The following is a 26,302-nucleotide window of genomic DNA, read 5'->3' as shown; positions in this document are numbered from 1 at the left end:
CGGCTTACCGGGCGGGCAGCGGGCAGGCCACGTCACCTTCCTCGCAGGCGAGCGTGGCCTCGAAGTCGGCGTTCCGGCGCGTCGTCTTCTCCGTCGCGCATTGCGCTTCCACCATCGGCTGCGCGCTGCCGCCCTCCACTGCCGAGGATTGGAAGGCGCATTCCGCGTCGCGATAGGCGACCCAGGCGCGCTGCGCGTCCCGCAGCAGCGTGAGCTTGGCGTCGTCGCCCTTCAGCCGTTCGCGCATCGTCGCGTAGAGCGCGTTCAGCCTCTCGTCCGCCGTATCGAGATCGGCCTGGGCGCAGAGGGTCATGTCGGTCTGGGTCTGCGGGTCCGTGCAGTCGATCTCCTCCGCCGTCGCAGGGAGCGTGACGGCGGCAAGGGCGATGGCGGCGAGAGCGAGGCGCATGGAAGTCCCTGTCTGTGGGCGTTGCGGATGGGGCGGCACATGGTCTGCGAGCGGTGGGAGCGCGGGTGGTCCCGCGCCCCTCGGGTGGTCACCCGTGGTCGAGCACCCGGTCGGCGGGGCCGAAGCGGTCGCGCGCCGTGTTGTACTGGTGCCAGTAGGGATAGAGCACCGGCGGGCGGCTGACCGCGTCGAGACGCCCGCGCTCCTCGTCCGTGAGCTTCAGAGAGGCGGCGGCGATGTTGTCGCGGAACTGGTCTTCGCGGCGCCCGCCGATCACGAGCGAGGCGACGGCCGGGCGGCCGAGCAGCCAGGCCAATGCCACCTGAGCCGCCGAAACCCCCCTGCCCTCGCCGATCTCCACCAGGACGTCGACGATCCGCCAGAGCCGATCCTCGTCGCGGATCGGCGGCTCGGTCCAGCCCGCGGTCAGGCGCGAGCCTTCCGCGCTCTGGCCCCGCCGGTGCTTGCCCGACAGGAGGCCGCCGGCGAGCGGGCTCCACACGAGGACGCCGAGCCCCTGATCCACCGAAAGCGGCAGGAGTTCGTATTCGGCCTCTCGCGCTTCCAGCGTGTAGTGGATCTGCTGGGTGACGAAGCGCGGATGGTGGTGGAGGTCGGAGATCCCGAGCCCCTTCATCACCTGCCAGGCCGAGTAGTTGGAGCAGCCGATGTAGCGGATCTTGCCTTGGCTGACGAGCGTGTCGAGCGCGGCGATCGTCTCTTCCAGCGGCGTCGTGCCGTCCCATTCGTGGCAATAGTAGACGTCGATGACGTCTGTCTTCAGGCGCTTCAGCGAGCGCTCGCATTCGCGGATGACGTGATGGCGCGACAGGCCCTCGTCGTTCGGCCCTTCGCCGACGCGCATGCGCACCTTGGAGGCGATCAGCACGTCGTTCGGACGCTCGCCGCCGAGCACCTCGCCGATGATCTCCTCCGACAGGCCGTTGGAATACATGTTGGCCGTGTCGATCAGGTTGATGGCGGCGTCGAGACAGAGGTGGATCAGCCCCCTCGCCTCTTCCGTCCCGGTCGCGCCGACGCTGCCGAAGACGCCCCGGCCCCCGAACGTCATCGTGCCCATGGTGAGCGCCGAGACCTTCAGTCCCGAGCGGCCGAGCGTGCGGTATTCCATTGGATCATCCCCCATGCTGAACGAGGGTCGATCCTCCCGACCCCCGAGATCGGATCAGCGGCGGGCGCGGGCGCGCCGTCGGGCCGCTTCGACGCCGATCTCGATCAGGCTACGGCGCATCACCGTGACAGCCAAGGCGCTTTCGCGCCGCGAGAGGAGAATGTCGTGTTCCAGGCGGCGAAGAACGGCCGCGATGCCCGCCCCGTCCCAGGCGCCGAGCGCGGCTTCCATGGCCGGGCGGCGCCGGAAGTGGGGGCGGCGCCGCTCCACCACGGCCGAGACGGGCGCGCCCTTCCCTTCCACCTCGCCGCGCATGACCTGCAGCCCCTGGAAGAAGCGCAAGAGCGCGCCGTGGAGCTGAAAGGTCGAGGTTCCCGACGAGACGAGCCGCCCGATCAGCTCCGGCAGGCGCTTCACCTCGCCGCTCGCCGCCGCGTCCACGGCCTCGTCCACCGTTTCGGCCGAAACGTCGCCGACGATCGCCTCGATGTCCTCCTCGGTGACCTGTCCCTTGCCGAGCGCATAGAGGCAGAGCTTCCTCACCTCGCCGCGCGACGCCAGGCGGTCGGCGCCGAGCCGGGCGCGCAGCGCCTCGCGCGCGGAGCGGTCGAGGCTGAGGCCGGCTGACGCCATCTCCTCGTCGATCATCCGGTCCAGCGCCTTGTCCTCGTCCTGGTAGCAGGGCAAGGCCATGGCGGCGCGGCCGCGCTCGACCTGGGTGCGCAAGGGGGCGCTCTTCTTCAGGTCGCCCGCCTCGATGACGATCGTGCAGCCGTCCGGCGGATCGGCGGCGAGATCGGCCACGGCGTCGGCGAGGTTGCGCCCGTTGCCGGCGCCCTTCACGCGCAGGAAGCGCCGGCCGCCGAAGAGCGACATGGTGCGCGCCTCGTCGAACAGGCGCCCGATATCGCGCTCGAGTTCGTCCGCCTGCAAGATCACATGCGAGAACGGATCGTCCGACGCGACGCCGGAGAGCTTGGCCGCCGTGTCCGCCCGCTCCGACACGAGGCCGGGGTCCGGCCCGTAGAGGAGGAGGACCGGAAAGGACGTATCGGGCCGCGACAGGAAGGCGTCGACCTCGTGCGCCTTCTTGGCAGCCAAGCGTCCCGCCCCGTCAGTTCTTGGCGACGGCCGGCGTCACGTCGGTGAAGGCCTCGCGCTGGAGAACCGGCGCGATGGCGCCGAGCACGCGCTCGGCCACCGCCTCGCCGGCCTGGTCGCGCGCGTCGATCACGGCGCGGCTCGCCGCGAAGAGCTGGCTTGTGCGGTCGTAGGGCACCACGGCGAAGCGCTGGCCTTTGTCGAGGGTTTTCAGGTCGGCGGCGCGGATCAGCTCGTAATTCACCGTCATGCGGTAGAGCGCGGCGCTCGGCGTGCCCGTGCCGGCTTCGACGGTGGAGATCTGGTCCGTCGCCGTCACCGAATAGCGCAGCTCGTAGAGCGGGTTCGACACCGGCGTCGCGCCGTTCAGCTTGTAGAGCATGGCGTTGCGGAACACCTGGGCGGTGCGGCTGGTCGCCGGGGTGAGGGCGACGCGTCCGCGCAGGTCGGTAAGCACGGACGAACGCGCGCCCGTCGCCGGATCGACCGAGGTCGTGCCGTAGAGCGGGCCGTGGGTGCAGCCGGCGAGCGCCAGGGCGGCGAGGAGGACGACACGGCTAGACCACGACATTGACGATCCTTCCGGGAACCACGACGAGACGCTTGAGCGAGGCGGCCGCGATCGCCTCGGCGACGAAGGGCAGGGCGAGGACGGCGGCTTCCACCTCGGCCTTGTCGGCCTTGGCGGAGACGGTGATGTCGCCGCGCTTCTTGCCGTTGATCTGGACGGGGAGGGTGATCTCGTTCTCCACCAGCAGCGCCGGGTCGGCCTTGGGCCAACGGGCGCTGGCGCACAGGCCCTTCTCGCCCAGCGCCCGCCAGCATTCCTCCGCGAGGTGCGGCATCATCGGCGCGAGGAGACGCACGAGGATCGACAGGCTCTCGCGCGCGGCGTCGCGCAAGGATGCGTCGTCCCGGAGTGCCGCCACGTTGAAGGCGGCCGACAGGGTGTTGACCAGCTCGTAGAGCCGGGCGACGGCCTTGTTGAAGGCCAGGCGCTCGATGTCGTCGCCGACGCCCGCCGCCGTGCGATGGGCGGCGCGCCGCACGGCCGTCGCCGTCGCGCTGGTCTCTCCGAGGCCTGTGCCCAGCGCGGCGAGGGTCTCGGCGGTCTCGGCCACGAGCCGCCAGACGCGCTGCACGAAGCGGTGCGCGCCCTCGGCGCCCGCCTCCGTCCAGATCACGTCGCGCTCAGGGGGCGAGTCCGACAGCATGAACCAGCGCGCGGTGTCGGCGCCGAGCGAGCCGATGATGTCGTCGGGATCGACGACGTTCTTCTTGGACTTCGACATCTTCTCGATGCCGCCGATCTCGATGGGCGCGCCGGTGGACAGGCGCCGCGCGGTGCGCCCGCCGTCCGTCTCCTCGATGGCCACGTCGGAGGGCGGGACCCATTCGCGCCCGTCGCGATAGGTCTCGTGGACCACCATGCCTTGCGTGAACAGGCCCTTGAACGGCTCGTCGAGGTTGAGATGGCCGGTCTCTCGCATCGCCCGGGTGAAGAAGCGCGAATAGAGAAGGTGCAGGATCGCGTGCTCGATGCCGCCGATATACTGGTCCACCGGCAGCCAGCGGTCGGCGACGGCCGGCACGGTCGGCTCCTGCGCATGGGGGGCGGTAAAGCGCGCGAAATACCACGACGAATCGACGAACGTGTCCATCGTGTCCGTCTCGCGCAGCGCCGCGCCCCCGCATTGCGGGCAGGTGGCCTGGCGCCAGGTTGGATGGCGGTCGAGCGGGTTGCCGGGCTTCTCGAAGTCGATGTCGTCCGGCAAGCGGACGGGCAGGTTCTCCCGTTTCTCCGGCACCGTGCCGCAGCTCTCGCAATGGAGCACCGGAATCGGGCAGCCCCAGTAGCGCTGGCGCGAGACGCCCCAGTCGCGCAGACGGAAGTTGACGCGCCGCTCCGCCACCGGACGGTTGCCCAGCGTCTCGGCGGTCAGCCTTGCGGCCACCGCCTCGAAGCCCTCGTCCGGCGTCATGCCGTCGAGGAAGCGCGAGTTGAAGAGGCGGCCCTCGCCGTCATGGGCGGTGTTCTCGACCTCGAAGGCCGCCGCGTCCGCGCCGTCGGGCAGAACGACGGGCGTGACGGGCAGGCCGTACTTCCGGGCGAAGTCGAGGTCGCGCTGGTCGTGCGCCGGGCAGCCGAAGATGGCGCCCGTGCCGTAGTCCATGAGCACGAAGTTCGCGACGTAGACCGGCACCGTCCAGGACGAGTCGAGCGGATGGACGGCGCGCAGGCCGGTGTCCATGCCACGCTTTTCCGCCGTCTCGATCTCGGCCGCCGAGGTGCCGCCGCGCTTCAGCTCCTCGATGAAGCCGGAAAGCTCCGGGTTCGTTTCGGCGGCGGAACGGGCCAGGGGATGGTCGGCGGCGATCGCCAGGAAGCTCGCGCCGAACAAGGTGTCGGGGCGTGTGGTGAAGACCTCGACCTCGCGCAGCTCGCCGGCCGGCCGATCGAGCGCCCAGCGCAGCGACAGGCCTTCCGACTTGCCGATCCAGTTGCGCTGCATCAGGCGCACCTTTTCCGGCCAGCCGGGCAGGGCGTCGAGCGCCGTCAGGAGGTCGTCGGCGAAATGGGTGATGCGGAAGAACCACTGGGTCAGTTCGCGCTGCTCGACCTCGGCGCCCGAGCGCCAGCCGCGCCCGTCGATCACCTGCTCGTTGGCGAGCACGGTCTGGTCGACCGGATCCCAGTTCACCTTGGACTTGCGGCGGTAGGCGAGCCCCTTGTCCAGCATGTCGAGAAAGAGCATCTGCTGGCGGTGGTAGTATTCGACGTCGCAGGTCGCGAACTCGCGCGACCAGTCGAGCGACAGGCCCATGCTTTTCAGCTGGCCGCGCATGGTCGCGATGTTCTGGTAGGTCCAGTCGCGCGGATGGACCTTGTTCTGCATGGCCGCGTTCTCGGCCGGCATGCCGAACGCGTCCCAGCCCATCGGATGAAGGACGTTGAAGCCCTTGGCCCGCTTGTAGCGCGCGACCACGTCGCCCATCGCGTAGTTGCGCACGTGGCCCATGTGGATGCGCCCCGACGGGTAGGGGAACATCTCCAGGACGTAATAGGCCTCGCCGGCCGCATCCGTGTCCGTCTCGAAGAGCTTGGCCTGGTCCCAGGCCTCCTGCCAGCGAGGTTCGGAGGAGCGCGGATTGTATCGTTCGATGGCCATTTCGGACGGAATTCTCGTGTGCGTGAGGCGGGCGGGCGAGGGCGCGGCGAAGCGCTGTCGGGTGAAGTCAATATTGACTTATGCCCGCCTTCACAAGCTTGAGGAGCCGCCGCATAAACGGCGATCGGACGGCAGAAGCAGACGCGCGAAGCCAGCCCGCGCCGCCGTGGAGGATGAGCCACCACGGCCGAGGCATCGGCTTTGCCGTCCGAAGGAGTGAAGCGATGTGGATGATTCCGCTAAGCGTCACGCTTGAGGTGAAAAGGACCCGGAGAGGCTGGCGAGCTATCCTCCGGGTCCAGTTCTTCACCTAAGGCGACGGGTGCCGGAGTTCGCGCTCCGGCATCCACTCCTCAAAATAGCTTCAAACCGCCCAGCCTTCAAGGAATGCCATGAGCGCCACCGCCGTCGACCGCCTCCAGGAGATCCGCGACCGCATCCGCACCGCGACGAGCGAGGCCGGGCGCCCCGCCGGCTCGGTCGAACTCGTCGCCGTGTCCAAGACCTTCGACGCCGACGCGATCCGCCCCGTGCTGGAGGCGGGTCAGCGCATCTTCGGCGAGAACCGGGTGCAGGAGGCCACGGGCAAGTGGCCGGCGCTGCGCGAGGCGTTCGACGGCGTCGAGCTCCATCTCATCGGCCCGCTCCAGTCCAACAAGACGGCGGAGGCGGTGGCGCTGTTCGACGTGATCGAGACGGTGGACCGGGAGAAGATCGCCGAGGCGATCGCCAGGGAGATGGCGCGCCAGGGCCGAACGCCGCGGCTCTATGTCCAGGTCGATATCGGCGAGGAGGCGCAGAAGGCCGGCGTGCCGCCGCGCGAGGCCGCCGCCTTCGTGCGCCGCTGCCGCGAAGAGCACGGGCTCGCCATCGAGGGGCTGATGTGCATCCCGCCGGTGGCGGAGCATCCCGGCCCCTATTTCGCGCTTCTCCAGAAGATCGCGGCCGAGGCGGGCGTGGAGAGGCTCTCCATGGGCATGTCCGGCGATTTCGAGCGCGCCATCCCGTTCGGCGCGACCAGCGTGCGCGTCGGCTCGGCGATCTTCGGCGCGCGAGGCTGAGCTAGTCGGGCACGACGCGCACGGAGGAGAGGCCGTAGGCCTTGGCGAAACAGGCGTTGTAGCCCTTGGCCGGGTCGCGCTCGAGGCCGACGAAGAGGACGGGCCCGCGCGCGCGGATCCGGCTCGTGCCGAGGAGGCGCTCGGGCAAGACGGCGTCCGTGCCTTCCTGGCCGATCGCCTTCGCCTGCCATTCCGCCGAGATCGCCGACAGGGTCGCAAGACGCGGGGCGGCAAAGCCGATCGTGCCGGCGAGCGCCAGGACGGTCGCGCCGGCCAGCCAGCGTTCCGACCGCCCGTCCCGCGCCCGTCCGCGAAACACGAGAAACAGGAAGCCCGCCAGCGCGACACTCGCGGGAAAGCCGAGGCGCGGGGCGATCGTGGGTGCCGGCAGGGCGAGGTGGAGGAGGAGGTAGAGGAGGGCGGCCAGCGGCAGGAGCCAGACCGCCGGACGCCCGAGGACGGCAAGACCCGCGCGCCGGCCGCCGGGCGCCACGAGCGCGGACAGGGCGAGAAGCGCCAGCGGCACCAGCCAGCCGAGGTCGAACAGCCGGCCCGCGAGGTCCAGCACCGCCGGCAGGCGGTCGAACGGATCGCTCGGCGGCAGGCTTGCCGCGCGCACGAAATTGCCCGGCGCCAGAACGGTGGACAGGAGGCCGATCGCGTGGGCGACGAGCGCAACGAGCGGCATGGGGCCGCCCCGGCGCCAGCGGAGCGCGCAGAGCCCGGCGAGAAACAGGCAGACGGCGATCGACAGGGGCTCGTAGAGGCTGCCGGCGACCAGCGCCAGCGGCGGCAGAAGCCAGCGGACGAGGGCGTCGCCGTCCCTGCGCAGGGCCAGAACCACTACGGCGAGCTCGGCCACCACCGCCCAGAGATAGCCGATCGACCCCGTGGTCCAGAGCGCCGTCTCGCCGATGCTCCAGGGCAGCCACCAGAGGGCGAGGGCGAGGAACAGGGTCTCGGTGAAGGCGGGCAGGGCACCGGGCGCCTCCGACCCGCGTCCGCGGACCCGCACCCGATCGAGAGCGGCGGCGAGCAGCGCGACGAGGCCGAGAAAGGCCAGCGTGTTCAGGACGTCGAAGACCGGGGAGGGGGCTCGCGCGTCGCCGAGCAGGAGATAGGTGGCGAAGGTGACGAGGAACCGGCCGGTCCATTGCCCGTATTCGCGCGCCGCCTCGCCCAGCGCTTCGAGCGGTCCCGCCCCGATCGCCCGGCACACGTCGTCGGCAAAGAGCGGCATCGCCCGGTTGGCGAGAAACAGCGGCACGGACAGGAGGAGGAGCGCGAGAAGGCGTCCGCGCGCGGTGGAGGAGAGCATGGTCGGCGTCCGTTCCCGATGGTGCCGCCCGCCTTATATCCGCAAGCGCCCGGCTGGAACCCCTCCGGGCGCCCCGACGGTCTCGCGGCCGGCCATGACCCGGCGCCGCGCCTGCCAGAAACGGACACGACGTGAGCGACCCGACCCCCCATCCCGCCGCCGTCCCGCCGCGCCTCGCCTATCGCACGGTGACCATGGCGGCGATCGTCCTCGGTCTCGTGCTCCTGATCGTGGTCTTCGCGCTGGCGTCCTCGGCCTTCTTCCTGATCTTCGCCGGCCTCCTGATCGCCTCGATCTTCTGCGGGCTGGCGCGCCTCCTGCAGCGGCTGGGCCTGCCGCGCATGGCGGCGCTCGTCCTTGTCTACCTCCTGACCTTAGTGCTGATCATCGCGCCCGCCGCCTGGGGCGGGGTGACGCTGGTGCAGCAGTTCAGCGACCTCCTGTCGGGCGTGCGCAGCCAGGCCGACCAGCTCCTGTCCTCGTTGAACGAGATGGGCCTGCCGATGGAACAGGAGATCAAAGCCGGCGACATCCAGGCGCTCCTGCCCGATCCGTCCGGTTTCGTGTCCTCGGCCGGTCAGGCGCTGTTCGGGGCGCTCGGGGGGCTCGGCAACTTCTTCATCGTCCTGTTCCTGGCGATCTTCGTGTCCTGGCAGCCGCAGCTCTACCGCAACGGGCTGGTGTCGCTGTTTCCGAGGGAGAAGCGTGCGCGCATCGCCGAGGTGCTCGACAAGAGCGCCCACTCGCTCCTGATGTGGGTGGCGGGGGACGCGGTCTCGATGGTGCTGATCTTTTCCGTGTCCTGGGTCGGCCTCTGGCTGATCGGGGTCAACAACGCGTTCCTCCTGGCACTGCAGGCCGGCCTCCTCGCCTTCATCCCGACGCTCGGCGCCTTCGTGGCGGGCGTCATCATCGTCTTGGCGGCGCTGGCGCAGGGCGTCGACATGGCGCTCTGGGCGCTCGGGCTCTATCTCCTGCTGCAGGGCATCGAGAGCAACATCGCCCAGCCCGTCGCCCAGCGCTACACGACCGCGCTGCCGCCCGCGCTCACGCTCTCGGCCCAGGTCATCTTCGGTCTCCTGTTCGGCCTTCTCGGCTTCGTGCTCGCCGTGCCGGTCGTGGCCGTCCTGATGACGCTCACGCAGGAACTCTACGTGAAGGACGTGCTCGGCGGCCCGGCTGAGCCTTCGTCCGGCGCCTGATCGTCCGATTTTTCCCCGGCGGGGCGGTTTTCTCCACCTGCGACCCGTTCTAGGTTCGCCTTGCGCCGTCGGGAGAGGCGCCGGCACCGATGGGCCGAGAGAGGGAGACGGGAATGACGACGATCGAGGTCAAGGACGCCTGGAAGGCCGGAACGCAGATCCCGCAAGCGACCTATGAGGCGTGGTACGCCAGGAGCCTGTCCGACCCGGAGGGCTTCTGGCGCGAGCACGGGGCGCGGCTCGACTGGATCAAGCCCTTCTCCAAGGTGAAGAACACCTCGTTCCAGCCCGGCGCCGTGTCGATCCGATGGTTCGAGGACGGCACGCTGAACCTTTCGGCCAACTGCCTCGACCGCCATCTCGAATCGCGCGGCGACCAGACGGCGATCATCTGGGAGGGCGACGATCCCGCCGATTCCCGCCACATCACCTATCGCGAACTGCATGCCGACGTGTGCCGCATGGCCAACGTCCTCAAGGGCATGGGCGTCGAAAAGGGCGACCGCGTCTCGATCTACCTGCCGATGATCCCGGAAGCCGCGGTGACCATGCTCGCCTGCGCCCGGCTCGGCGCCATCCATTCCGTCGTGTTCGGCGGCTTCTCGCCCGACGCGCTGGGCGGGCGCATGGAGGACTCCAGCTCCAAGGTGCTTGTCACCGCCGACGAGGGCCTGCGCGCAGGGCGCAAGGTGCCGCTGAAGGCCAATGCCGACAAGGCCCTCGGCATCGCGGCCAAGGCCGGCCACACGGTGGAGAAGGTGCTCGTCGTCCGGCGCACCGGGGCGGACGTCGCCATGGACGGGGCCCGAGACCTCTGGTGGCACGAGGAGCGCGAGAAGGTCTCGGCCGAGTGCGCGCCCGCCGAGATGAGCGCGGAGGACCCGCTCTTCATCCTCTACACGTCGGGCTCCACCGGAAAGCCGAAGGGCGTCCTCCACACGACGGGCGGCTATCTCGTCTGGGCCTCGATGACGCATCAATACGTCTTCGACTACCGCGAGGGAGAGGTGTTCTGGTGCACGGCGGACGTCGGCTGGGTGACCGGCCACAGCTACACGGTCTACGGACCGCTCGCCAACGGCGCGACGACGCTGATGTTCGAGGGCGTGCCCAACTATCCCGACGCCGGGCGCATGTGGCAGGTCGTCGACAAGCACGAGGTCGCCATCTTCTACACCGCGCCGACCGCCATCCGCGCGCTGATGGGCGCGGGCGACGAGTTCGTCACGAAATCCTCGCGCAAGAGCATCCGTCTCCTCGGCTCGGTCGGCGAGCCGATCAACCCGGAGGCCTGGAACTGGTACTACACCGTGGTCGGCGAGGAGCGCTGCGCCATCGTCGACACCTGGTGGCAGACCGAGACCGGCGGCATCCTGATCTCGCCGCTGCCGGGCGCGACGGCGCTGAAGCCGGGCTCGGCCACCAAACCCTTCTTCGGCGTGAAGCCGGAGCTGGTCGACGCCGAAGGCAAGCTTCTCGAAGGGGCGGCGGACGGGAACCTCTGCATCGCCGATTCGTGGCCCGGCCAGATGCGCACGGTCTACGGCGACCACGAGCGCTTCGAGCAGACCTACTTCTCGACCTATCCCGGAAAGTACTTCACCGGCGATGGCGCGCGGCGCGACGCGGACGGCTACTGGTGGATCACCGGCCGCGTCGACGACGTGATCAATGTGTCCGGCCATCGCATGGGGACGGCCGAGGTGGAATCGGCCCTCGTCTCGCACCCCAAGGTCGCGGAGGCCGCGGTGGTGGGCTACCCGCACGACGTGAAGGGGCAGGGGATCTACTGCTACGTCACGCTGATGGAGGGGCAGACCCCGTCGGACGAGCTGAGACGAGAACTCGTGGCCCACGTGCGCAACGAGATCGGCCCGATCGCCTCGCCGGACAAGATCCAGTGGGCGCCGGGCCTGCCGAAGACGCGCTCCGGCAAGATCATGCGCCGCATCCTGCGCAAGATCGCCGAGGACGAGTTCTCGGCGCTCGGCGACACCTCGACGCTGGCCGATCCCGGCGTGGTGGACGACCTGATCGCCAACCGCGAGAACCGTAAGGCCTGACGTTCGGGCGGGGTGCCCTCAGCGCCCCGCCCAGACCGTGACGCCGAGGACCGCTGCGAAGAGCGCCAGCGCCGAGGCGCCGAGCAGCAGCTTGTTGGTCCGCCACAGCGCCATCGCCCGCTCGCCGAAGAGATGGACGAGGAGCGCCAGACCGAAATAGCGGAGGCCCCGGGCGATGCCCGAGGCCAGCAGGAAGAGGGGGAGCGGATACTCCGCCGCGCCCGCCACCAGCATGGAGAGCTGGAACGGGATCGGGCTGACGGAGGCCGCGATCAGCGCGAAGAAGCCGCCCGCCTCGAACCGCTGCCGGAAGGTCTCGAACTCCGCCTCCCAGCCGAAGGCGGCGATCGCCGCGCCGCCGACCGTGTTCATCGCCAGGAGGCCGACGAAGTAGCCGATCGTCGCGCCCGCAAGACAGGCGAGCGTCACCACGGCCGCCGTGCGCCAGATCCGGTCGCGGTTCGCCGCCATGAAGGGGATCAGGATCACCTCCAGCGGGATCGGCACCACCAGCGATTCCGCGAAGGAGGCGAGGCCCAGCCACCAGAGCGCATGCGGCGAGCGGGCAAGGCGGCGAACGGTGTCGCCGGTGCGTTCAACGAGGGTCAGGACGAGGCTCCGTGCGGCGTGTGGCTCCTCGAATGCCTGAGACGGGCAACGAGGCAAAGCGCGACGGCCCGTCCCGCGGGTCACGTTTTTCGGAAGGCGCGGCGGGGCGGGGCGCGATGACGCAGCCTGCCGCCCCTTGCGAAGCGCCCCGCGGCATCCCATACTTTGCCTTGTGTTTAACGAAGCGAGAGGAGGTGATCCGATGTCGAGTGGTTATCCTATGCCGGCCGGGTCCATGGGTTCGACGATGACGAAGGGGCAGCCCTCTTCGCGCATCTGACGATCCGGTGCCCTCTGGTCGAGGTCCGCACGGGACCCGCCGGCAAGGCAGAGATCACGGAAGGCCGCTCCCTCGGGGGCGGCCTTTTTTGCGTGCCGGTACGCCGCCGAACGGCGCGACGATCACGCGGACTTGACCCCGATGCTCCCGAGGCGCATATCCGCCTTCGAACGCTTAGCGTTCGTTCCAGTCATCAGCCGATCCCGAGAAGGATCATGCCCAGCAACGATCTCAGTCGATCGACCGAGCCGCTTTCGCGCTCGCGCCGGAGCTGATCCGTCGGCTCACCGGGAGCGTCCGCCAAAGCGGCCGGTCGTCCCAAAGGTGAGCCATGAACGCGGCAATCCGTTCCATCGCCGGCCGTCTGCGCCGGAACTCCACCACCCGTGACTCCCACGAGGTGTTCGTCGAGGGCATGAGCTTCGGCGAGCGCCTGGCCGACCGCGTCGCAGCGGTGGGCGGCTCGTGGAGCTTCATCATCGGCTTTGCGGTGTTCCTCGTCGGCTGGGCGGTGCTCAACGTCTGGATCCTGGCGGCCAACGCCTTCGATCCGTTTCCCTTCATCTTCCTGAACCTGATGCTCTCCATGCTGGCCGCGCTTCAGGCGCCCATCATCATGATGAGCCAGAACCGGCAGGCGGCGAAGGATCGGCTCGAGGCCCGCCTCGACTACGAGACCAACACCCGTGCCGAGGCGCAGATCCTGGCGCTGTCGGACGAGCTGGCCGCCATGCGCGAGGACATGCGCCTCCTGATGGCGGCAGTCGGGGCGACCGGCGAGGAGCCGGCGGCGCGCCCACACCTTCAGGCGTAGAGGTCGGCCCGCGTCGGGGGCAGGCCCGACGGGCCCTTGTCGCGCTTGGAGACGAGGGTCTGGTTGATCATCACCGTGCCGCGCTCGAAGGCGAGGGCGCAGCCGGCGAGATAGAGGAGCCAGAGGCGGGCGACCGGTGCGCCCGCTTCCGCCGCCGCGGCCTCGAAGTTCGCCTCGAGGCGCTCGGCCCAGATCCGGCATGTGCGGCCGTAGTGCTCGCGCCAGTTCTCCACGTCATGGACCTCGAACCGGTGCGCCTCCAGCTTCTGGAGCGAGTGGCCGATATAGTCGAGCTCGCCGCCGGGAAAGATGAAGCGCGTGATGGCGCGATACTCGCGCGAGCCCTTGTGGAAGGTCTTGAGGTCCTTCTTGGCCGGCCGGGCGATCGTGTGGTGGAGGTAGAGCCCGCGCGGGCGCAGGAGCTTGCGGACAGCGCCGAAATAGGCGTCGTGGTTCCGGAAGCCGACATGCTCGAACATGCCGATCGAGGCGATCTTGTCGAAGGTGCCGGTCAGCTCCTGATAGGGCTTCAGCTCGATCGTGATCTTGTCCTCCAGCCCCGCCTCGCGCACGCGGCGGGTGGCAAGGTCGAACTGCGCCTTGGAGAGCGTCACCCCGTGGCCCGTCACGCCGTGGCGCGAGGCGGCATGGATCAGGAGCGCGCCCCAGCCGCAGCCGATGTCCAGGAAGCGCTCACCCGGCTGAAGCCGCAGCTTGCGGCAGATCATCTCCAGCTTGTCTTCCTGCGCCCGGTCGATGTCACCGTGCCACTCCTGGAAGTAGGCGCAGGAATAGACCATCCGCCTGTCGAGGAAGAGCTCGTAGAAGCGGTTGGAAACGTCGTAGTGGTACTGGATCGCCTGCTTGGTGGAGCCGCTCGCGCCCGCATCGGCGCCCGCCTCCGCCGCGCCGCCTTGCGCCGTCGAGAGCCGGCGCAGCCGCCACAGGGCGGGCAGGAGCGTCAGGAGCCCGCGCTTCTCCAGCCGCTTCCAGGCGCCTTTCGCCTTGGCGCGTGCCTCGCGCCGCCCTGCGAGATCCAGGAACGAGCCGCCCGCGACGTCGATCGTCCCGTCCATCCAAAGCCCGAGCAGCGTCTCGACCTTCGGGCTGAAGGCAAGCCGCGCCAAGGCGTCGGCGCGCCGGACGACAAGCGCCGGCCCCTCCGCCGCCCCGATCCGCTCGCCCGTCCACAGTTCGACGGGAAAGCCGGGGTCGAGCGTTTCCACGAGATGGCGGATCGCTGCGGCGACGCGCGCCTCGTCGGCGGAAGGGGCGGGGGAATGGGACATGCTCGACCGGGACCGTGTTTCACGTGAAACCCTTCTAAAGGCGTGAAGGGCGGGCCGCCACCCGGCCCCGTCCGGTTTCAGCCAGCCGGAGCCCATTTCATCAGGACGATGCCGGACAGGATCAGGACGGCGGCAAGGATGCGCATCGGATGGGCGCTTTCACCGAACCAGAGGAGGCCGACGAAGAAGGCGCCGAGCGCCCCGATGCCGGTCCAGACCGCATAGGCCGTGCCGAGCGGCAGCGAGCGCATGGCGGCGGCAAGCAGCCCGAAGCTCCCGAACATCAGCACGAAGGTGACCACGCTGGGAACGACGCGCGTGAAGCCGGCCGACTGCTTCATGGCCGACGCCCAGCCGATTTCCAGAAGACCGGCGACGAGAAGATAGACCCAAGGCATGGAAGGGAACTCCCCTGTTTCGAACCGGGTCGTCCCGAACGGAAGGCGCCGAGCGCCGGGGCGCGGTCGTCCGCCGCCCTCCTCGCAGACATGGGTCAGGCTCTGATTTCCGTCAAGACGAGGAACGGTCAGCCCGGGCTTTCGGACGGGGCGACACGGCGCGTGCCGACGGCCGCGCACCAGTCGCGCCGCCGGCCGCCGTCATAGGCATCCACATGGCCCTCGCGCAGGAGCCGGGCGCCGAGGTCGGGCTCCGTCCGGCTCGCGACATCGGCCAGGACGCGGCCGAAATACTTGTCGCCCGACACGCGGGTCAGCCAAACCGGCCCGTCGCCGACCAGTGCGGTCAGACGGTCGCGCGCGTCGCGGGCGGCGGCGGTCTCGGCCGCACAGGCACCCTTCAGCTCCAGCGCGTCGACGCCGCGCAGGCGCACCGCCACCCGCACCGTCTGCATCGGCCAGATCAGCGCCTCCACCTCGATCGTGTCGCCGTCGCGCACCTTCACGACATGGGCGAGGATCGGCCCGTCGATCTCGCGCGGCCAGTCCTGTGCCCCGGCGGGGGTGCCGAGGAGGACGGCCAGAAGGAGACAGAGGGAGAATCGCATGGGAGCCACGATGGCGTGGATAGGTTGAAATTCCTATAACCCGCGCCCGGCTTTTCGGTTCCGCCGAAAATCGGCGGCGGTCCGGAGGATGGTGGTCCTAGCTTCAGAAGTCGGAGATGATGCCGTTCTTCTCCCAGTCGCCGAAGCGCGTCGGCTCGGCGCCGCCGCGCCCGTTCACCTCGGGCGGGCGCTGGGCATCCGCTTCGGCCGCGCGCCGTGCCTCGGCTTCCGCCAGCGCCCGGCGGGCGGCGGGCGGGAGGTCTTCCAGCCGGCGGGTGGGTGCGGTCTCGGCGGCGGGGGCGGAAGGGGACTCGTCGGACATGGCGGCGCTTTCGGATCGGCTCACGGCAAGGTCAGAGGGCGGGACGGCGGCAGGCGTTGACCACGCTCGAACGGCTTCCCACCTTTTGCCCGAGAGATCGGCGGTGCCGCGCCCTTTGGCAAGCCCGCCTGCAATGTCGAGGAGATTCGAACGCCCATGAACCGCGTGAAGACCGCCATGCTGATCGCCGGGATGACGGCCCTCTTCATGGGCGTCGGGTTTCTGATCGGCGGAGGGCGCGGCATGACGATCGCCTTCGTGATCGCTGCCGTCATGAACCTCTTCTCCTACTGGAACGCCGACAAGATGGTGCTGCGCATGCACCATGCCCACGAGGTGGATGCGCGAACCGCCCCCGAATACTACGGCATCGTCCAGGAGCTCGCCGCGCGGGCGGGCCTGCCCATGCCGCGCGTCTTCGTGATCGAGAACGACCAGCCCAACGCCTTCGCCACCGGGCGCAACCCGGAAAACGCGGCCGTCGCCGCGACGACCGGCCTTCTGCGGCAGCTGACGCCCGAAGAGGTCGCCGGCGTCATGGCGCACGAACTCGCCCACGTCCAGAACCGCGACACTTTGATCATGACGATCACCGCGACGCTGGCCGGCGCGATCTCCATGCTCGGCAACTTCGCCTTCTTCTTCGGCGGCCACCGCGACAACAACAATCCCTTGGGGATCGTCGGCGTGCTGGTCGCGATGATCGTCGCGCCGTTCGCCGCGATGATCGTCCAGATGGCGATCTCGCGCACCCGCGAATACTCGGCCGACCGGCGCGGCGCCGAGATCTGCGGCAACCCGCTCTGGCTCGCCTCCGCGCTCGCCAAGATCGCGGGCGCTGCCGGGCGCACCGTCAACTACGACGCCGAGCGCAATCCCGCGACGGCGCACATGTTCATCATCAACCCCCTGAACGGCCAGCGGATGGACGGGCTCTTCTCCACCCACCCCGACACGCAGAACCGCATCGACGCGCTCAGCGCCATGGCGTCGGAGATGGGCGCGCTCGCCGCGCCGCGCGCGCCCTCGGTGCGGTCCGGGCCGTGGGGCGGGCAAAGCGGGGGCTCGCGCCGGTCGCCGGGCGGTCCCTGGGGCTGAAGGGCCAGCTCGGAGCTCACCGCCTGGGAGTTCACCCTCCGTTAACCTCTGCAGTGTCCGTCATCGGCTCTTAACGCACACTTGATCATGGCCGTCTACCCTTAGCCGCGACGGGAGGCGAGGGCGACGTGGTCAAGCGGTTTCAGCAGGACGAGCCGGAGGAGGTGCGCGCCGAACTCGTGGCCGCGCTCGTCGACAGCTCCGTGCCCGTGCTGGTCCTGGCCGCGACCATCGGGCTCGTCGGCCTGCACAGCTGGAGCATGAGCGCCGATCCGGTCGTTCTCGCGGCCACGCTCCTCGGTCTTGCGACGTCCCTTTATAAGGTCGCCGTGATGATGTGCCACCGCCGCGCGCTGCGGACGGGCCGGCAGGGCGGCATGCGGGAGATCCGGCGATGGGAGCGCGGCCATGCCGTCTCGACCATGGGTGTCGCGGCCTCCGTCGCCTTCTTCGTGGCCGCGGTCCTCGCCCTGCCGGAGGTCTCGCTGCATCTTGGGGCCACCTGCATCCTGTTCGCCTATTGCGCCGGCGTGACGCTGCGCGTGTCGATCCGGCCGCGCGTCGCGCTGGCCGCGCTGTTCTGCGCCGGATCGCCGCCCATCGCGATGGCGGCCGCAGCTAGCAGCACCGATCACCTGATCCTCGCATTGGTCTTCACCACCTTCCTGCTCGCGGCGATCCAGAGCGTGGACTATGCCTACACGACGGCGCTGCGGGGGGTGACCCTGCGCCTCCAGATGGCGCGGCTGGCGCGGCTCGATCCCTTGACCGGCCTTCTGAACCGGCACGGTCTGCGTGAGGCCTTCGACGCCGCGGCCAAGGGCGCGCGGAGTCTCGTCGCCGTCCACGCCTTCGACCTCGACGGGTTCAAGGCCGTGAACGACGGGTTGGGACATGCGGCCGGCGACCGTCTCCTGGCGATCCTGGCCGGACGCATCCGGCCGATCGCTCCGGACCCCGCGATCGTCGCCCGAACGGGCGGCGACGAGTTCATCCTGGTCCAGTTCGGGGTGGCGGGAACGGAGGAGGCGCGGCGCCTCGCCGCCCGCATCCACGACGAACTCACCGCGCCCTGCGACATCGGCGGCGACCGCATCGTCCGTGTCGGCCTCAGCCTCGGCTTTGCCCTCGGCGCCCTCGCGGAGGCGGACCTCGACGAGCTAACCCATCGCGCCGATGCGGCCTCCTATGTCGCCAAGCGCGCCGGCGGCGGCATCCGCGCCCATGGCGAGATCGCCGCCCCGTCCATGGTTCCCGCCCTCGGCGAGCCGCAGCGGGCCGCGATGGCCTGAGCCGGGAGGCCTCAGCCTTCGCGCCCGGGCTCCAGGAGCGCCGGCGTGCGGCGCGCGCCCATGGCCCTTGCGGCCCCCAGCGCGTCGAGCCCTTCCGGCGTCCGGCGTCCCGCGTCGGCGCCGTGGGCGAGAAGCAGCTCCACCATCTCCACCCGGTCGAACATGGCGGCCATCATCAGGGCGGTGCGCCCGTCCGGTCCGGCGGCGTCGACGCGCGCGCCGCCCGCCAGAAGCGCGCGGGCCGCCGCGATCTCGCCCCTGAAGGCGGTGCCGGCGAGCGGCGTCTGGCCGCGGTCGTTGGCTCGGTCGGGGTCCGCGCCGTGGGCGATCAGGAGGGCGGCCGCCTCCGCATGGCCTTGGTAGCTCGCCAGCATCAGGAGCGTGTCGCCCTTGTCGTTGGCAAGGTCCGCCGGCAGACCCTGTTCCAGAAGCGGGCGCAGCGCCGCCACGTCGCCCTCGCGCGCGGCGGCGAAGACGCGGGCGGCAAAGGCGAGGGTCTCGTCGTCGGGGGTCTCGTCGCTCATGTCCGGGCAGGCTCCGTCTTGGATGGCCTTTCTGTGCCTTTCCGGCGCGGCGAAGGCAACGGGGCGGACTTGCCCCCGGGCGCCCGGCGGCCCATAGGGTCGGCCATGACCAAGATCGCCAAGCCGCGCCGTCCTTCCAAGCCCGCCGTCTCGCGGCCGGCCGCGCCCGAGCGCCCGGGCCTCGCCTCGCGGCGGGTCGCCGCCCGCCTCCTGTCCGCCGTGGTGGACACCCGCACCTCGCTCGACGGGCTGACCGACCGGGGCCACGGCCATCCGGAGTTCCGGGCGCTGGACGGGCGCGACCAGGCCCTGGTCAAGGCGATCCTGACCGTGGCTCTCCGCCGCCGGGGCACGATCGAGGCGGTGATCGCCGCCTGTATCGAGAAGCCGCTGCCGACGGGCGCGGCGGCGCTGCGACACATCCTCCATGTCGGCGTGGCGCAGATCCTGTTTCTCGACGTGCCCGACGCGGCCGCCGTGGACCTCGCCGTCAGCCAGGCCACGGCCGACCCGCGCGTCGCCCGCTTCGCCAAGCTCGTCAACGCCGTTCTCCGGCGCATCGCCCGCGAAGGAGAGACGCTGCTTCAGGGGACGGAGGATCCCCGCCTCGACACGCCGGCCTGGCTCTTCGAGCGCTGGACGCAGGCCTATGGCGAGGCCGCGGCGCTGGCGATCGCCGCGCACCACCGCGTGCCGGCGCCGCTCGATTTCACCGCGCGCGCGGACCCCGCGGCCGTCGCCGAACGGATCGGCGGCGACGTGCTGCCGACCGGGACGGTCCGGCTCACCGGCGGCGAGGGCCTGGTCGGCGAGCTGCCGGGTTTCGAGGCGGGCGAATGGTGGGTGCAGGACGCGGCCGCCGCGCTGCCCGCGCGCCTCTTCGGCGACCTGAAGGGCCGGCGCGCGGCCGATCTCTGCGCCGCGCCCGGCGGCAAGACGGCGCAGCTCGCCGCGGCCGGCGCCCGCGTCACCGCGCTCGACATCTCCGCCTCGCGCCTGCGGCGCCTCAAGGAGAACTTCGCCCGGCTGGGGCTCGAGGCCGACACCGAGGTCGGCGACCTCGCCGCCTTCCGCCCCGACGCGCCCTTCGACGCCGTGCTCCTCGACGCGCCCTGCTCCTCCACCGGCACGATCCGCCGCCATCCCGACGTCGCCTGGACCAAGACGCCCGAGGAAGTGGAGAAGCTTGCCGGGGTCCAGGCCCGCATGCTGCGCCAGGCGGCCGACCTGGTGGCGCCGGGCGGCCTGCTCGTGTTCTCCAACTGCTCGCTCGACCCGGTCGAGGGCGAGGCGGTGGCGCGCGACTTCCTGGCCGAGCGGCCGGACTTCCGCTGCGAGCCGGTGCTCCCCGACGAGGTGCCGGGCCTCGCCGAGGCGGTCACGCCCGAGGGCTTCCTGCGAACCACCCCCGCCATGCTGGCGCGCGGCACGCCGGAGGCCTCCGGCCTCGACGGGTTCTTCGCCGCAAGGTTGCGCCGCGCGGGCTGAGACCCCGGCCGCCGGGGCCTGGCATTCCAGTTCCGCATCAGCCTGCCGCCTTCTGGTTGCGTGCTTTTAAGGTTTCGTTAACCCTGTTGGCCGAAATTGCTCCTGCAAATCCCGTGCCCTTCTCCCGGCACGGGTCCACGGGAACGATTTGGCGGAGGAATGCGGATGACGACGGGCTTCGTCGACGAGCCCCGCCTGGCCGGCCTGATGGCGCGCGAGATCGCTCGCCGCGCCGTGGCCCGCCTGCGGGCGCTTCTCCGCCATCCCCTTCCCTTTGCCGCCAGCGGAACCGGACTTCCCGTAGCGACCCTCACCGACATGCGCCGGGGCGACCCCTCCGTCGCCCGCGGCTTCTATGTCGGCCATGTCTGGCTCGCCGGGCAGCTGGTGGAACTGAACGGCCGCTCCCCCTTCTCGCTCAAGGACGAGGCCCGCCCCTGGCGCGTCGAACTGCACGGCTTCGGCTGGCTGCGCCATTTCGCGCGGGCCGGCGACGCCCTGTCCTGCGAGCACGCGCGCTCTCTGGTCGGCGACTGGCTGCGCCTGCCCCGCCGCCAGCGCGGGGCGCTGGCCTACGAGCACGAGGTCGCGGCGGCCCGCGTCCTCGCCTGGATCTCGCATGCGCCGACCATCCTGTCCGGTGCCGACGCCGCCTTCTGCGAGCGCTTCGCGCGCGGTCTCTCCATCGAGGTCCGGCATCTGCGCCGCACCGCCTCCTCGGCCCCGGCGGGCCTGCCGCGGCTGAAGGTCCGCATCGCGCTGGTCGCGGCCGCGCTGGTGCAGCCGGCGGGGGCCGGCACCGTTCGGCAGGCTGCCCGGTTCCTCGGCGAGGAGCTCGACGCGCAGGTCCATGCCGACGGCGGCCACGTGTCGCGCAACCCGGCGGCCGTGTCTCAGATCCTCGCCGAACTCGTGCCCCTGCGTGCCCTCTTCGCCGACCAGGGGCTGCCCGCTCCGCGCGCCGTGTTCGGCGCCGTGGACCGCATGCTGCCGGCCCTGCGCTTCTTCCGCCACGGCGACGGGGCGCAGGCCCTGTTCAACGGCGCCGGCGCGGTCGACCATCACCTCTCCGCCGCGCTTCTTGCCCATGACGAGACGCTCGGCGAGCCGATCAGCCAGATGCGCCAGTCCGGCTACCATCGTCTGGCCGCGGGGCTCACCGTGGTCCTCGCCGATACCGGCCTGCCGCCGGCCCCGGACGTCTCGCACGAGGCGCATGCCGGCACCCTGGCCCTCGAATTTTCCTCCGGCGGCCGGCGCATGGTTGTCAACTGCGGATCGCCGGTGCGCATCGACGGGGGTTGGCGGCGCCTGTCGCGCACCACCGCGGCCCATTCCACGCTCACGCTCAACGACCAGTCCTCCTCGCGCTTCTCGCGCTCGGAGGCGGTGGACCGCTTCCTCGGCGGCCCGTTGCTGCCCGGTCCCACCCGCGTGCCGGTGAACCGCGAGGAAACGCACGAGGGCCAGCTCCTGACCGCCGCTCACGACGGCTATCGCCAGGCCTTCGGCTTCGTGCACGAGCGCCAGATCTTCCTGTCGCGCGACGGGCGGCGGATCGAGGGCATCGACCGCCTGTTCCAGGCGGCGGGGCGCGTCCACCGCATGGCCTGCGACGAGCCCATGGGGACCCTGCGCTTCCATCTCCATCCCGACGTCCAGGTCGACCAGGGGGGAGGGGGCCTGCGCCTCGTCCACGGCGAGGAGTTCTGGTGGTTCTTCGCCGACGGGGAGCCGCAGCTCGAGGAATCCATCTTCTTCGCCGATGCCGCCGGCCCGCGCCGGACGCGGCAGATCGTCCTGCCGCTGGACTGCCTCGACCGCACCGACCTCAACTGGCGCTTCGAGCGACAGGGCTGACGATGCAAGGCGCCTAACGGTCGCAGCCGGCCGGCCGGCGCGCCCTATCTCCCAGCGGACCCGTCCGGAGGTTCGCCCATGTCCCGCCTTCTCCTCGCCCTCGGCCTTCTGTCCCTTCTCGCCGGCTGTGCCGGCATGAACCGCGCAGTCGGGGTCCTGCCCAACACGCTGGACGATCTCGGCGGCCGGCGCGCGGCGGCGGCCGATACGCCGAACCCGGCACCCGCCCCGCCCGCCGGACCCAGCCAGCCGGGCGACGCGGCGCTCGCCGTGCGGCCCTGACACGGCCGCTCGCGACATCTTGAGGCGGCTCGCCGCTCTCCGTCTCGCCAAGCGGCGCCCGGAGGCTTAAGAGACTGTTTCGAAAGTCCGCCGGGTCGGCTCGACGGGTCTTTCGGCCGTCCACGTCGTTGCCAATCCTCGCCGATGCCGCCGGCATCGTCTGCGTTTGGCGCCTCGTGGAACGACCAAAATCCCGCACCGATCCTCCGCCGGGAACTTCCGAAACAGTCTCTAAGTTGACCCGATCGCACGCATGGGAGTTCGGCTCCTGGCCGCCCGCTCCCGCCGGTCCGACCGGCCCGACGATCCGACCGGCTCATCCTCGGCCAGAGGAGAACGGATCATGAGAGCTCTGCCCATCGACGCCTCCCGGCTGACGGGCCATCGCCTGCCCGCCATCCGCCGCATCACCACCGCCGACCTGACCCTCAGCCTCGCCAAGGGCCTGTCGGACTTCCGCCGCCGGCCGACCCATCTCGTGTTCCTGGCGGCCATCTATCCCATCGCCGGCATCGCCATCGCGCTGGCGGCCACCAACGCCAACGCCTTTCCTGTCCTGTTCCCGCTGGTCGCCGGCTTCGCGCTGATCGGTCCCGTGGCGGCGCTCGGCTTCTACGAGATCAGCCGGCGCGAGGAGCGGGGCGAACATGCCTCCTGGCGCGAGGCCTTCGGCGCGCTGCAAGGCCCCCAGCGCGGGGCGATCGCCCGCGTCGCGCTGGTGCTCTTCGCCCTCTTCGCCCTCTGGCTCCTCAGCGCGCAAGCCCTCTTCGCGCTCTTCGCGCCGGAGGTGTCCGCCGCGACCTACCCAGCCTTTCTCCAGGCGCTGCTCGCCACGCCCGCCGGCTGGGCGCTGGTGGTCGTCGGCCATCTCGTCGGCTTCCTGTTCGCGGCGGTCGCCTTCTCGATCGGCGCCCTGTCGCTGCCCCTCATTCTCGATCGCGGCTATGGGGCCGGCGAGGCGATGGCGGCCTCCGTCGCGGCGGTGCGGGCCAATCCGCTGACCATGGCGGTCTGGGCGGCCATGATCGCCGGCCTCGTGATGATCGGCTCGGCGCCGCTCCTCGTCGGCCTTGCGGTGGTGCTGCCGGTGCTCGGCCACGCGACCTGGCATCTCTATCGCCGCGTCATGGGCTGAGCGCCCTTCGAGCCGGAACCGGTTGTGCGCCGGGCCGGCCCGTCCTATGGGGGCGGCATGGGAGGCGTGCCCGGCTTGGGCGCGCGCCCCACGCGCTGCCGTCAGAAGGATGCCGCCATGGCCGTCGCCGCCAACCGCACCCCCGCTCCCGATCGGCACAGGATCGCCCGCGCGCTCCTGTCGGTCTTCGACAAGACGGGGCTGGTGGATCTCGCCCGGGGCCTTGCCGACCTCGGCGTCGAGCTCGTGTCCACCGGCGGCTCGCGCGCCGCGCTGGAAGCGGCGGGCCTGCCCGTGCGCGACGTCTCGGAGCTGACCGGCTTTCCCGAGATCATGGACGGGCGCGTGAAGACGCTGCATCCGGGCGTCCACGGCGGCCTTCTCGGCATTCGCGACGACGCGAGCCATGCGGGCGCCATGGAAAGCCACGGCATCGGGGGCATCGACCTCCTGGTGGTCAATCTCTACCCGTTCGCCGAGACGGTGGCGTCCGGCGCCGACCGGGCGTCGATCATCGAGAACATCGATATCGGCGGCCCCGCCATGGTGCGCGCGGGGGCCAAGAACCACGCCTATGTCTCCGTCCTCACCGATCCCGCCGACTATGCCGGCTTCCTGGAGGAGCTTCGCGCAGGCGGCGGCGCCGTCGGGCTCGACCGGCGCCGGCGCCTCGCGGGCAAGGCCTACGGCATGACGGCCGCCTACGACGCGGCGGTCTCGACCTGGTTCGCGGCCGAGGAGGGCGATGCCGCGCCCGCCCGGCGCGCCTTTGCCGGCACGCTGGCCTCCTCGCTCCGCTACGGCGAGAACCCGCACCAGTCGGCCGCCTTCTATCTCGACGGCTCGGGGCGCCCGGGCGTCGCCACGGCGCGGCAGGTGCAGGGCAAGGAGCTCTCCTACAACAACATCAACGACACGGACGCCGCCTTCGAGCTGGTCGCCGAGTTCGACCCCGAGCGCACGGCGGCGGTCGCCATCATCAAGCACGCCAACCCCTGCGGCGTCGCCGAAGGCGGCTCGCTCCTCGAAGCCTACGGCCGGGCGCTCGCCTGCGACCCGGTCTCGGCCTTCGGCGGCATCGTGGCGGTGAACCGCAGGCTCGACGCCGCCGCCGCCGCGGAGATCGTCAAGGTCTTCACAGAGGTCATCATCGCGCCGGACGCCGACGAGGCCGCGATCGAGCTGATCGCCGCCAAGAAGAACCTGCGCCTGCTCCTGACCGGCGGCCTGCCCGACCCGCGCGCGTCGGGACTCAGCGTCAAGTCGGTGGCCGGCGGGCTCCTCGTCCAGTCGCGCGATGCCGGCACGGTGGACGCGCTCGACCTGAAAGTGGTGACGAAGCGCGCGCCGACGCAGGCCGAGATGGCGGACCTGCGCTTCGCCTTCCGCGTCGCCAAGCACGTGAAGTCCAACGCCATCGTCTATGCGCGGGACCTCGCGACGGTCGGCATCGGCGCCGGGCAGATGAGCCGCGTCGATTCGGCCCGCATCGCCGCCCGCAAGGCCGAGGACGCGGTGGGAAGCGCCGGCGGCCCGGTGCTGACGCAGGGCTCGGTGGTGGCGTCCGACGCCTTCTTCCCCTTCGCCGACGGGCTCCTCTCGGCGGTGGCGGCAGGGGCGCGGGCGGTGATCCAGCCGGGCGGCTCGATGCGCGACGCCGAGGTGATCCAGGCCGCCGACGAGCACGACATCGCCATGGTCTTCACCGGCATGCGCCACTTCCGGCACTGACCCCGCGCCCGGCGCGAAAGGGGAGGCCCGATCCGCGCCGGTGTCAGCCCGCCGTCTCGGGCAGGACGTAGCCGACCGTCGCCTGCGCGACCGGCCGGCTTTCGCCGGCCTCCCGGATGCGCACGTCCACCGTCGCGACCCGGCGCCCGAGCTTCAGAAGCTCGGCCTCCGCCGTGATCGGCCGGAAACCGCAGGGACGCAGGAAGGTGATCGACAGGGTGTTGGTCAGGGCCATCGCCTCCGGCCCGTGATGGGCCGCGATCACGGCATAGGCCGCGACGTCGGCCAGACCCATCAGCGTCGGGCCTGCCACGATGCCGCCCGGCCGGAGCATGGCCGCGGTCGGCTCGAGCCGCATGCGCAGCCGCCCCGGCGCGATCTCGACGACCGTCCCCAGAGCCCCGCGCGCCTCTGCCGGAAAGGCGGCGTCGAGAAACGCCGTCACCTCGGCAAGGGTGAGGCGCGGCGTGAGGGAAGAGGAGGGGGCTCGGTGCATCCCGCTGGCGTAGCAACTCGTCCGCCGCTTGGCCACGGTTCGGCGCAGGGAAGAACCGCGACCGCCATTGTCTCGCCCTGCGGTTCGGGATGAAATGGGCCGGACGCAAGGCCGGGACGGAGGACGAGAATGACGAGCGACCGGATCACCGTGGAGACCCGCGTGCGCGCCCCCGTCGCGCAGGCCTGGGACGCCTATACCGCGCCCGACCGCATCCGGCAGTGGAACTTCGCCTCCGACGACTGGCACTGCCCCGCCGCCAGCGTCGATCTGCGGGCGGGCGGCGCCTTCAGCTGGCGCATGGAGGCGAAGGACGGAAGCATGGGCTTCGACTTCGCCGGGACCTACACCGCCGTCGTCCGGGAGGAGCGGATCGACACGCGGTTCGGCGATCGGCAGGCGACCATCCTGTTCGTTCCCGAGGGCGACGGGACGCTCGTTCGTGTGTCGTTCGATCCGGAGACCGAGCATTCCCGCGACGAGCAGCGGGGCGGCTGGCAGGCCATCCTCGACAATTTCCGCCGGCACGTGGACGGCGCGCCCGCCGGCTGAAACGGTCGCCGCCCTCGGCGCGATCGCCGCCGACGGGCGTCCGGGAGCGATCGGGCGCGGCCGGCGTT

At 70.9% G+C, this 26,302-nt stretch carries 25 protein-coding genes; 12 read left to right on the top strand and 13 right to left on the bottom strand.

From position 1 onward, the window contains the following. Positions 1-4: 4 nt before the first annotated feature. The 5 genes from O5O54_RS17510 to leuS form a co-directional block, all read right to left on the bottom strand. Positions 5-409 carry a lysozyme inhibitor LprI family protein gene (locus O5O54_RS17510; RefSeq protein ID WP_279483126.1) on the bottom strand — a complete coding sequence of 135 codons (405 nt, stop codon included), beginning with the start codon at positions 407-409 and terminating at the stop codon, positions 5-7. 88 nt (positions 410-497) lie between these two features. Then, positions 498-1,541, bottom strand: a complete 1,044-nt coding sequence (locus tag O5O54_RS17505; protein ID WP_279483125.1) for an aldo/keto reductase — start codon at positions 1,539-1,541, stop codon at positions 498-500. A gap of 54 nt (positions 1,542-1,595) precedes the next feature. Next, positions 1,596-2,642, bottom strand: a complete 1,047-nt coding sequence (holA, locus tag O5O54_RS17500; protein WP_279483124.1) for a DNA polymerase III subunit delta — start codon at positions 2,640-2,642, stop codon at positions 1,596-1,598. Between the two features lie 13 nt (positions 2,643-2,655). After that, complete coding sequence (locus O5O54_RS17495; protein WP_279483123.1) at positions 2,656-3,213, bottom strand: hypothetical protein; 558 nt, start codon at positions 3,211-3,213, stop codon at positions 2,656-2,658. Beyond that, complete coding sequence (leuS, locus tag O5O54_RS17490) at positions 3,200-5,812, bottom strand: leucine--tRNA ligase (RefSeq protein ID WP_279483122.1); 2,613 nt, start codon at positions 5,810-5,812, stop codon at positions 3,200-3,202. Before leuS ends, O5O54_RS17495 begins: the two co-directional genes overlap by 14 nt. A gap of 392 nt (positions 5,813-6,204) precedes the next feature. Between leuS and O5O54_RS17485 the strand changes: the two genes are divergently transcribed. Beyond that, positions 6,205-6,873, top strand: coding sequence for a YggS family pyridoxal phosphate-dependent enzyme (locus tag O5O54_RS17485; RefSeq protein ID WP_279483121.1), 669 nt, complete (start codon positions 6,205-6,207; stop codon positions 6,871-6,873). A gap of 1 nt (position 6,874) precedes the next feature. Here O5O54_RS17485 and O5O54_RS17480 read toward each other — a convergent pair whose 3' ends face one another. Continuing rightward, complete coding sequence (locus O5O54_RS17480) at positions 6,875-8,191, bottom strand: DUF6056 family protein (protein ID WP_279483120.1); 1,317 nt, start codon at positions 8,189-8,191, stop codon at positions 6,875-6,877. A gap of 131 nt (positions 8,192-8,322) precedes the next feature. Between O5O54_RS17480 and O5O54_RS17475 the strand changes: the two genes are divergently transcribed. Continuing rightward, entirely contained in the window at positions 8,323-9,393 is a 1,071-nt protein-coding gene (locus O5O54_RS17475; RefSeq protein WP_279483119.1) for an AI-2E family transporter, read from the top strand. Positions 9,394-9,506: 113 nt separating this feature from the next. Then, complete coding sequence (acs, locus tag O5O54_RS17470; RefSeq protein ID WP_279483118.1) at positions 9,507-11,456, top strand: acetate--CoA ligase; 1,950 nt, start codon at positions 9,507-9,509, stop codon at positions 11,454-11,456. 18 nt (positions 11,457-11,474) lie between these two features. Here acs and O5O54_RS17465 read toward each other — a convergent pair whose 3' ends face one another. Further along, a complete protein-coding gene (locus tag O5O54_RS17465; protein ID WP_279483117.1) occupies positions 11,475-12,122 on the bottom strand; it encodes a YqaA family protein in 648 nt (215 codons plus the stop codon). 554 nt (positions 12,123-12,676) lie between these two features. Between O5O54_RS17465 and O5O54_RS17460 the strand changes: the two genes are divergently transcribed. Beyond that, on the top strand, positions 12,677-13,159 hold the full coding sequence (locus O5O54_RS17460) for a DUF1003 domain-containing protein (protein WP_279483116.1): 483 nt from the start codon (positions 12,677-12,679) through the stop codon (positions 13,157-13,159). On the opposite strand, the gene O5O54_RS17455 is transcribed toward O5O54_RS17460, so the two are convergent. From O5O54_RS17455 to O5O54_RS17440, 4 genes are all read right to left on the bottom strand, one after another. After that, positions 13,150-14,448 (bottom strand): cyclopropane-fatty-acyl-phospholipid synthase, encoded by a 1,299-nt coding sequence (locus O5O54_RS17455; RefSeq protein WP_279483115.1) that lies wholly within the window; start codon positions 14,446-14,448, stop codon positions 13,150-13,152. The genes O5O54_RS17460 and O5O54_RS17455 overlap by 10 nt on opposite strands. Positions 14,449-14,525: 77 nt before the next feature. After that, positions 14,526-14,846 carry a multidrug efflux SMR transporter gene (locus O5O54_RS17450; protein ID WP_279483114.1) on the bottom strand — a complete coding sequence of 107 codons (321 nt, stop codon included), beginning with the start codon at positions 14,844-14,846 and terminating at the stop codon, positions 14,526-14,528. A gap of 128 nt (positions 14,847-14,974) precedes the next feature. After that, entirely contained in the window at positions 14,975-15,454 is a 480-nt protein-coding gene (locus tag O5O54_RS17445) for a thermonuclease family protein (RefSeq protein WP_279483113.1), read from the bottom strand. A gap of 103 nt (positions 15,455-15,557) precedes the next feature. Further along, positions 15,558-15,776 (bottom strand): DUF1674 domain-containing protein, encoded by a 219-nt coding sequence (locus O5O54_RS17440; protein WP_279483112.1) that lies wholly within the window; start codon positions 15,774-15,776, stop codon positions 15,558-15,560. Positions 15,777-15,932: 156 nt separating this feature from the next. Between O5O54_RS17440 and htpX the strand changes: the two genes are divergently transcribed. Then, positions 15,933-16,874: a zinc metalloprotease HtpX gene (gene htpX, locus O5O54_RS17435; protein ID WP_279483111.1), complete on the top strand. Its 942-nt coding sequence runs from the start codon at positions 15,933-15,935 to the stop codon at positions 16,872-16,874. A 128-nt stretch (positions 16,875-17,002) separates the two neighbouring features. Next, positions 17,003-18,166, top strand: coding sequence for a GGDEF domain-containing protein (locus tag O5O54_RS17430; RefSeq protein ID WP_279483110.1), 1,164 nt, complete (start codon positions 17,003-17,005; stop codon positions 18,164-18,166). An 11-nt stretch (positions 18,167-18,177) separates the two neighbouring features. On the opposite strand, the gene O5O54_RS17425 is transcribed toward O5O54_RS17430, so the two are convergent. Continuing rightward, positions 18,178-18,690, bottom strand: a complete 513-nt coding sequence (locus O5O54_RS17425; RefSeq protein ID WP_279483109.1) for an ankyrin repeat domain-containing protein — start codon at positions 18,688-18,690, stop codon at positions 18,178-18,180. A gap of 105 nt (positions 18,691-18,795) precedes the next feature. Between O5O54_RS17425 and O5O54_RS17420 the strand changes: the two genes are divergently transcribed. From O5O54_RS17420 to purH, 5 genes are all read left to right on the top strand, one after another. Then, positions 18,796-20,178, top strand: coding sequence for an RsmB/NOP family class I SAM-dependent RNA methyltransferase (locus O5O54_RS17420; RefSeq protein WP_279483108.1), 1,383 nt, complete (start codon positions 18,796-18,798; stop codon positions 20,176-20,178). 165 nt (positions 20,179-20,343) lie between these two features. Beyond that, entirely contained in the window at positions 20,344-22,038 is a 1,695-nt protein-coding gene (locus O5O54_RS17415) for a heparinase II/III family protein (RefSeq protein ID WP_279483107.1), read from the top strand. A 78-nt stretch (positions 22,039-22,116) separates the two neighbouring features. Next, entirely contained in the window at positions 22,117-22,320 is a 204-nt protein-coding gene (locus O5O54_RS17410) for a hypothetical protein (protein WP_279483106.1), read from the top strand. A gap of 343 nt (positions 22,321-22,663) precedes the next feature. After that, complete coding sequence (locus O5O54_RS17405) at positions 22,664-23,455, top strand: DUF2189 domain-containing protein (protein WP_279483105.1); 792 nt, start codon at positions 22,664-22,666, stop codon at positions 23,453-23,455. Positions 23,456-23,572: 117 nt separating this feature from the next. Further along, a complete protein-coding gene (gene purH / locus O5O54_RS17400; RefSeq protein WP_279483104.1) occupies positions 23,573-25,186 on the top strand; it encodes a bifunctional phosphoribosylaminoimidazolecarboxamide formyltransferase/IMP cyclohydrolase in 1,614 nt (537 codons plus the stop codon). Between the two features lie 43 nt (positions 25,187-25,229). Here purH and O5O54_RS17395 read toward each other — a convergent pair whose 3' ends face one another. Next, positions 25,230-25,682: a PaaI family thioesterase gene (locus O5O54_RS17395; protein WP_279483103.1), complete on the bottom strand. Its 453-nt coding sequence runs from the start codon at positions 25,680-25,682 to the stop codon at positions 25,230-25,232. A gap of 129 nt (positions 25,683-25,811) precedes the next feature. Here O5O54_RS17395 and O5O54_RS17390 point away from each other — a divergent pair, with 129 nt between their 5' ends. Then, a complete protein-coding gene (locus tag O5O54_RS17390) occupies positions 25,812-26,234 on the top strand; it encodes an SRPBCC family protein (protein WP_279483102.1) in 423 nt (140 codons plus the stop codon). Positions 26,235-26,302 lie beyond the last annotated feature (68 nt).

The sequence above is a fragment of the Aureimonas sp. SK2 genome (genome assembly GCF_029813115.1).
Lineage (GTDB): Bacteria > Pseudomonadota > Alphaproteobacteria > Rhizobiales > Rhizobiaceae > Aureimonas.
This window is presented reverse-complemented; position numbering and strand designations above follow the sequence as displayed.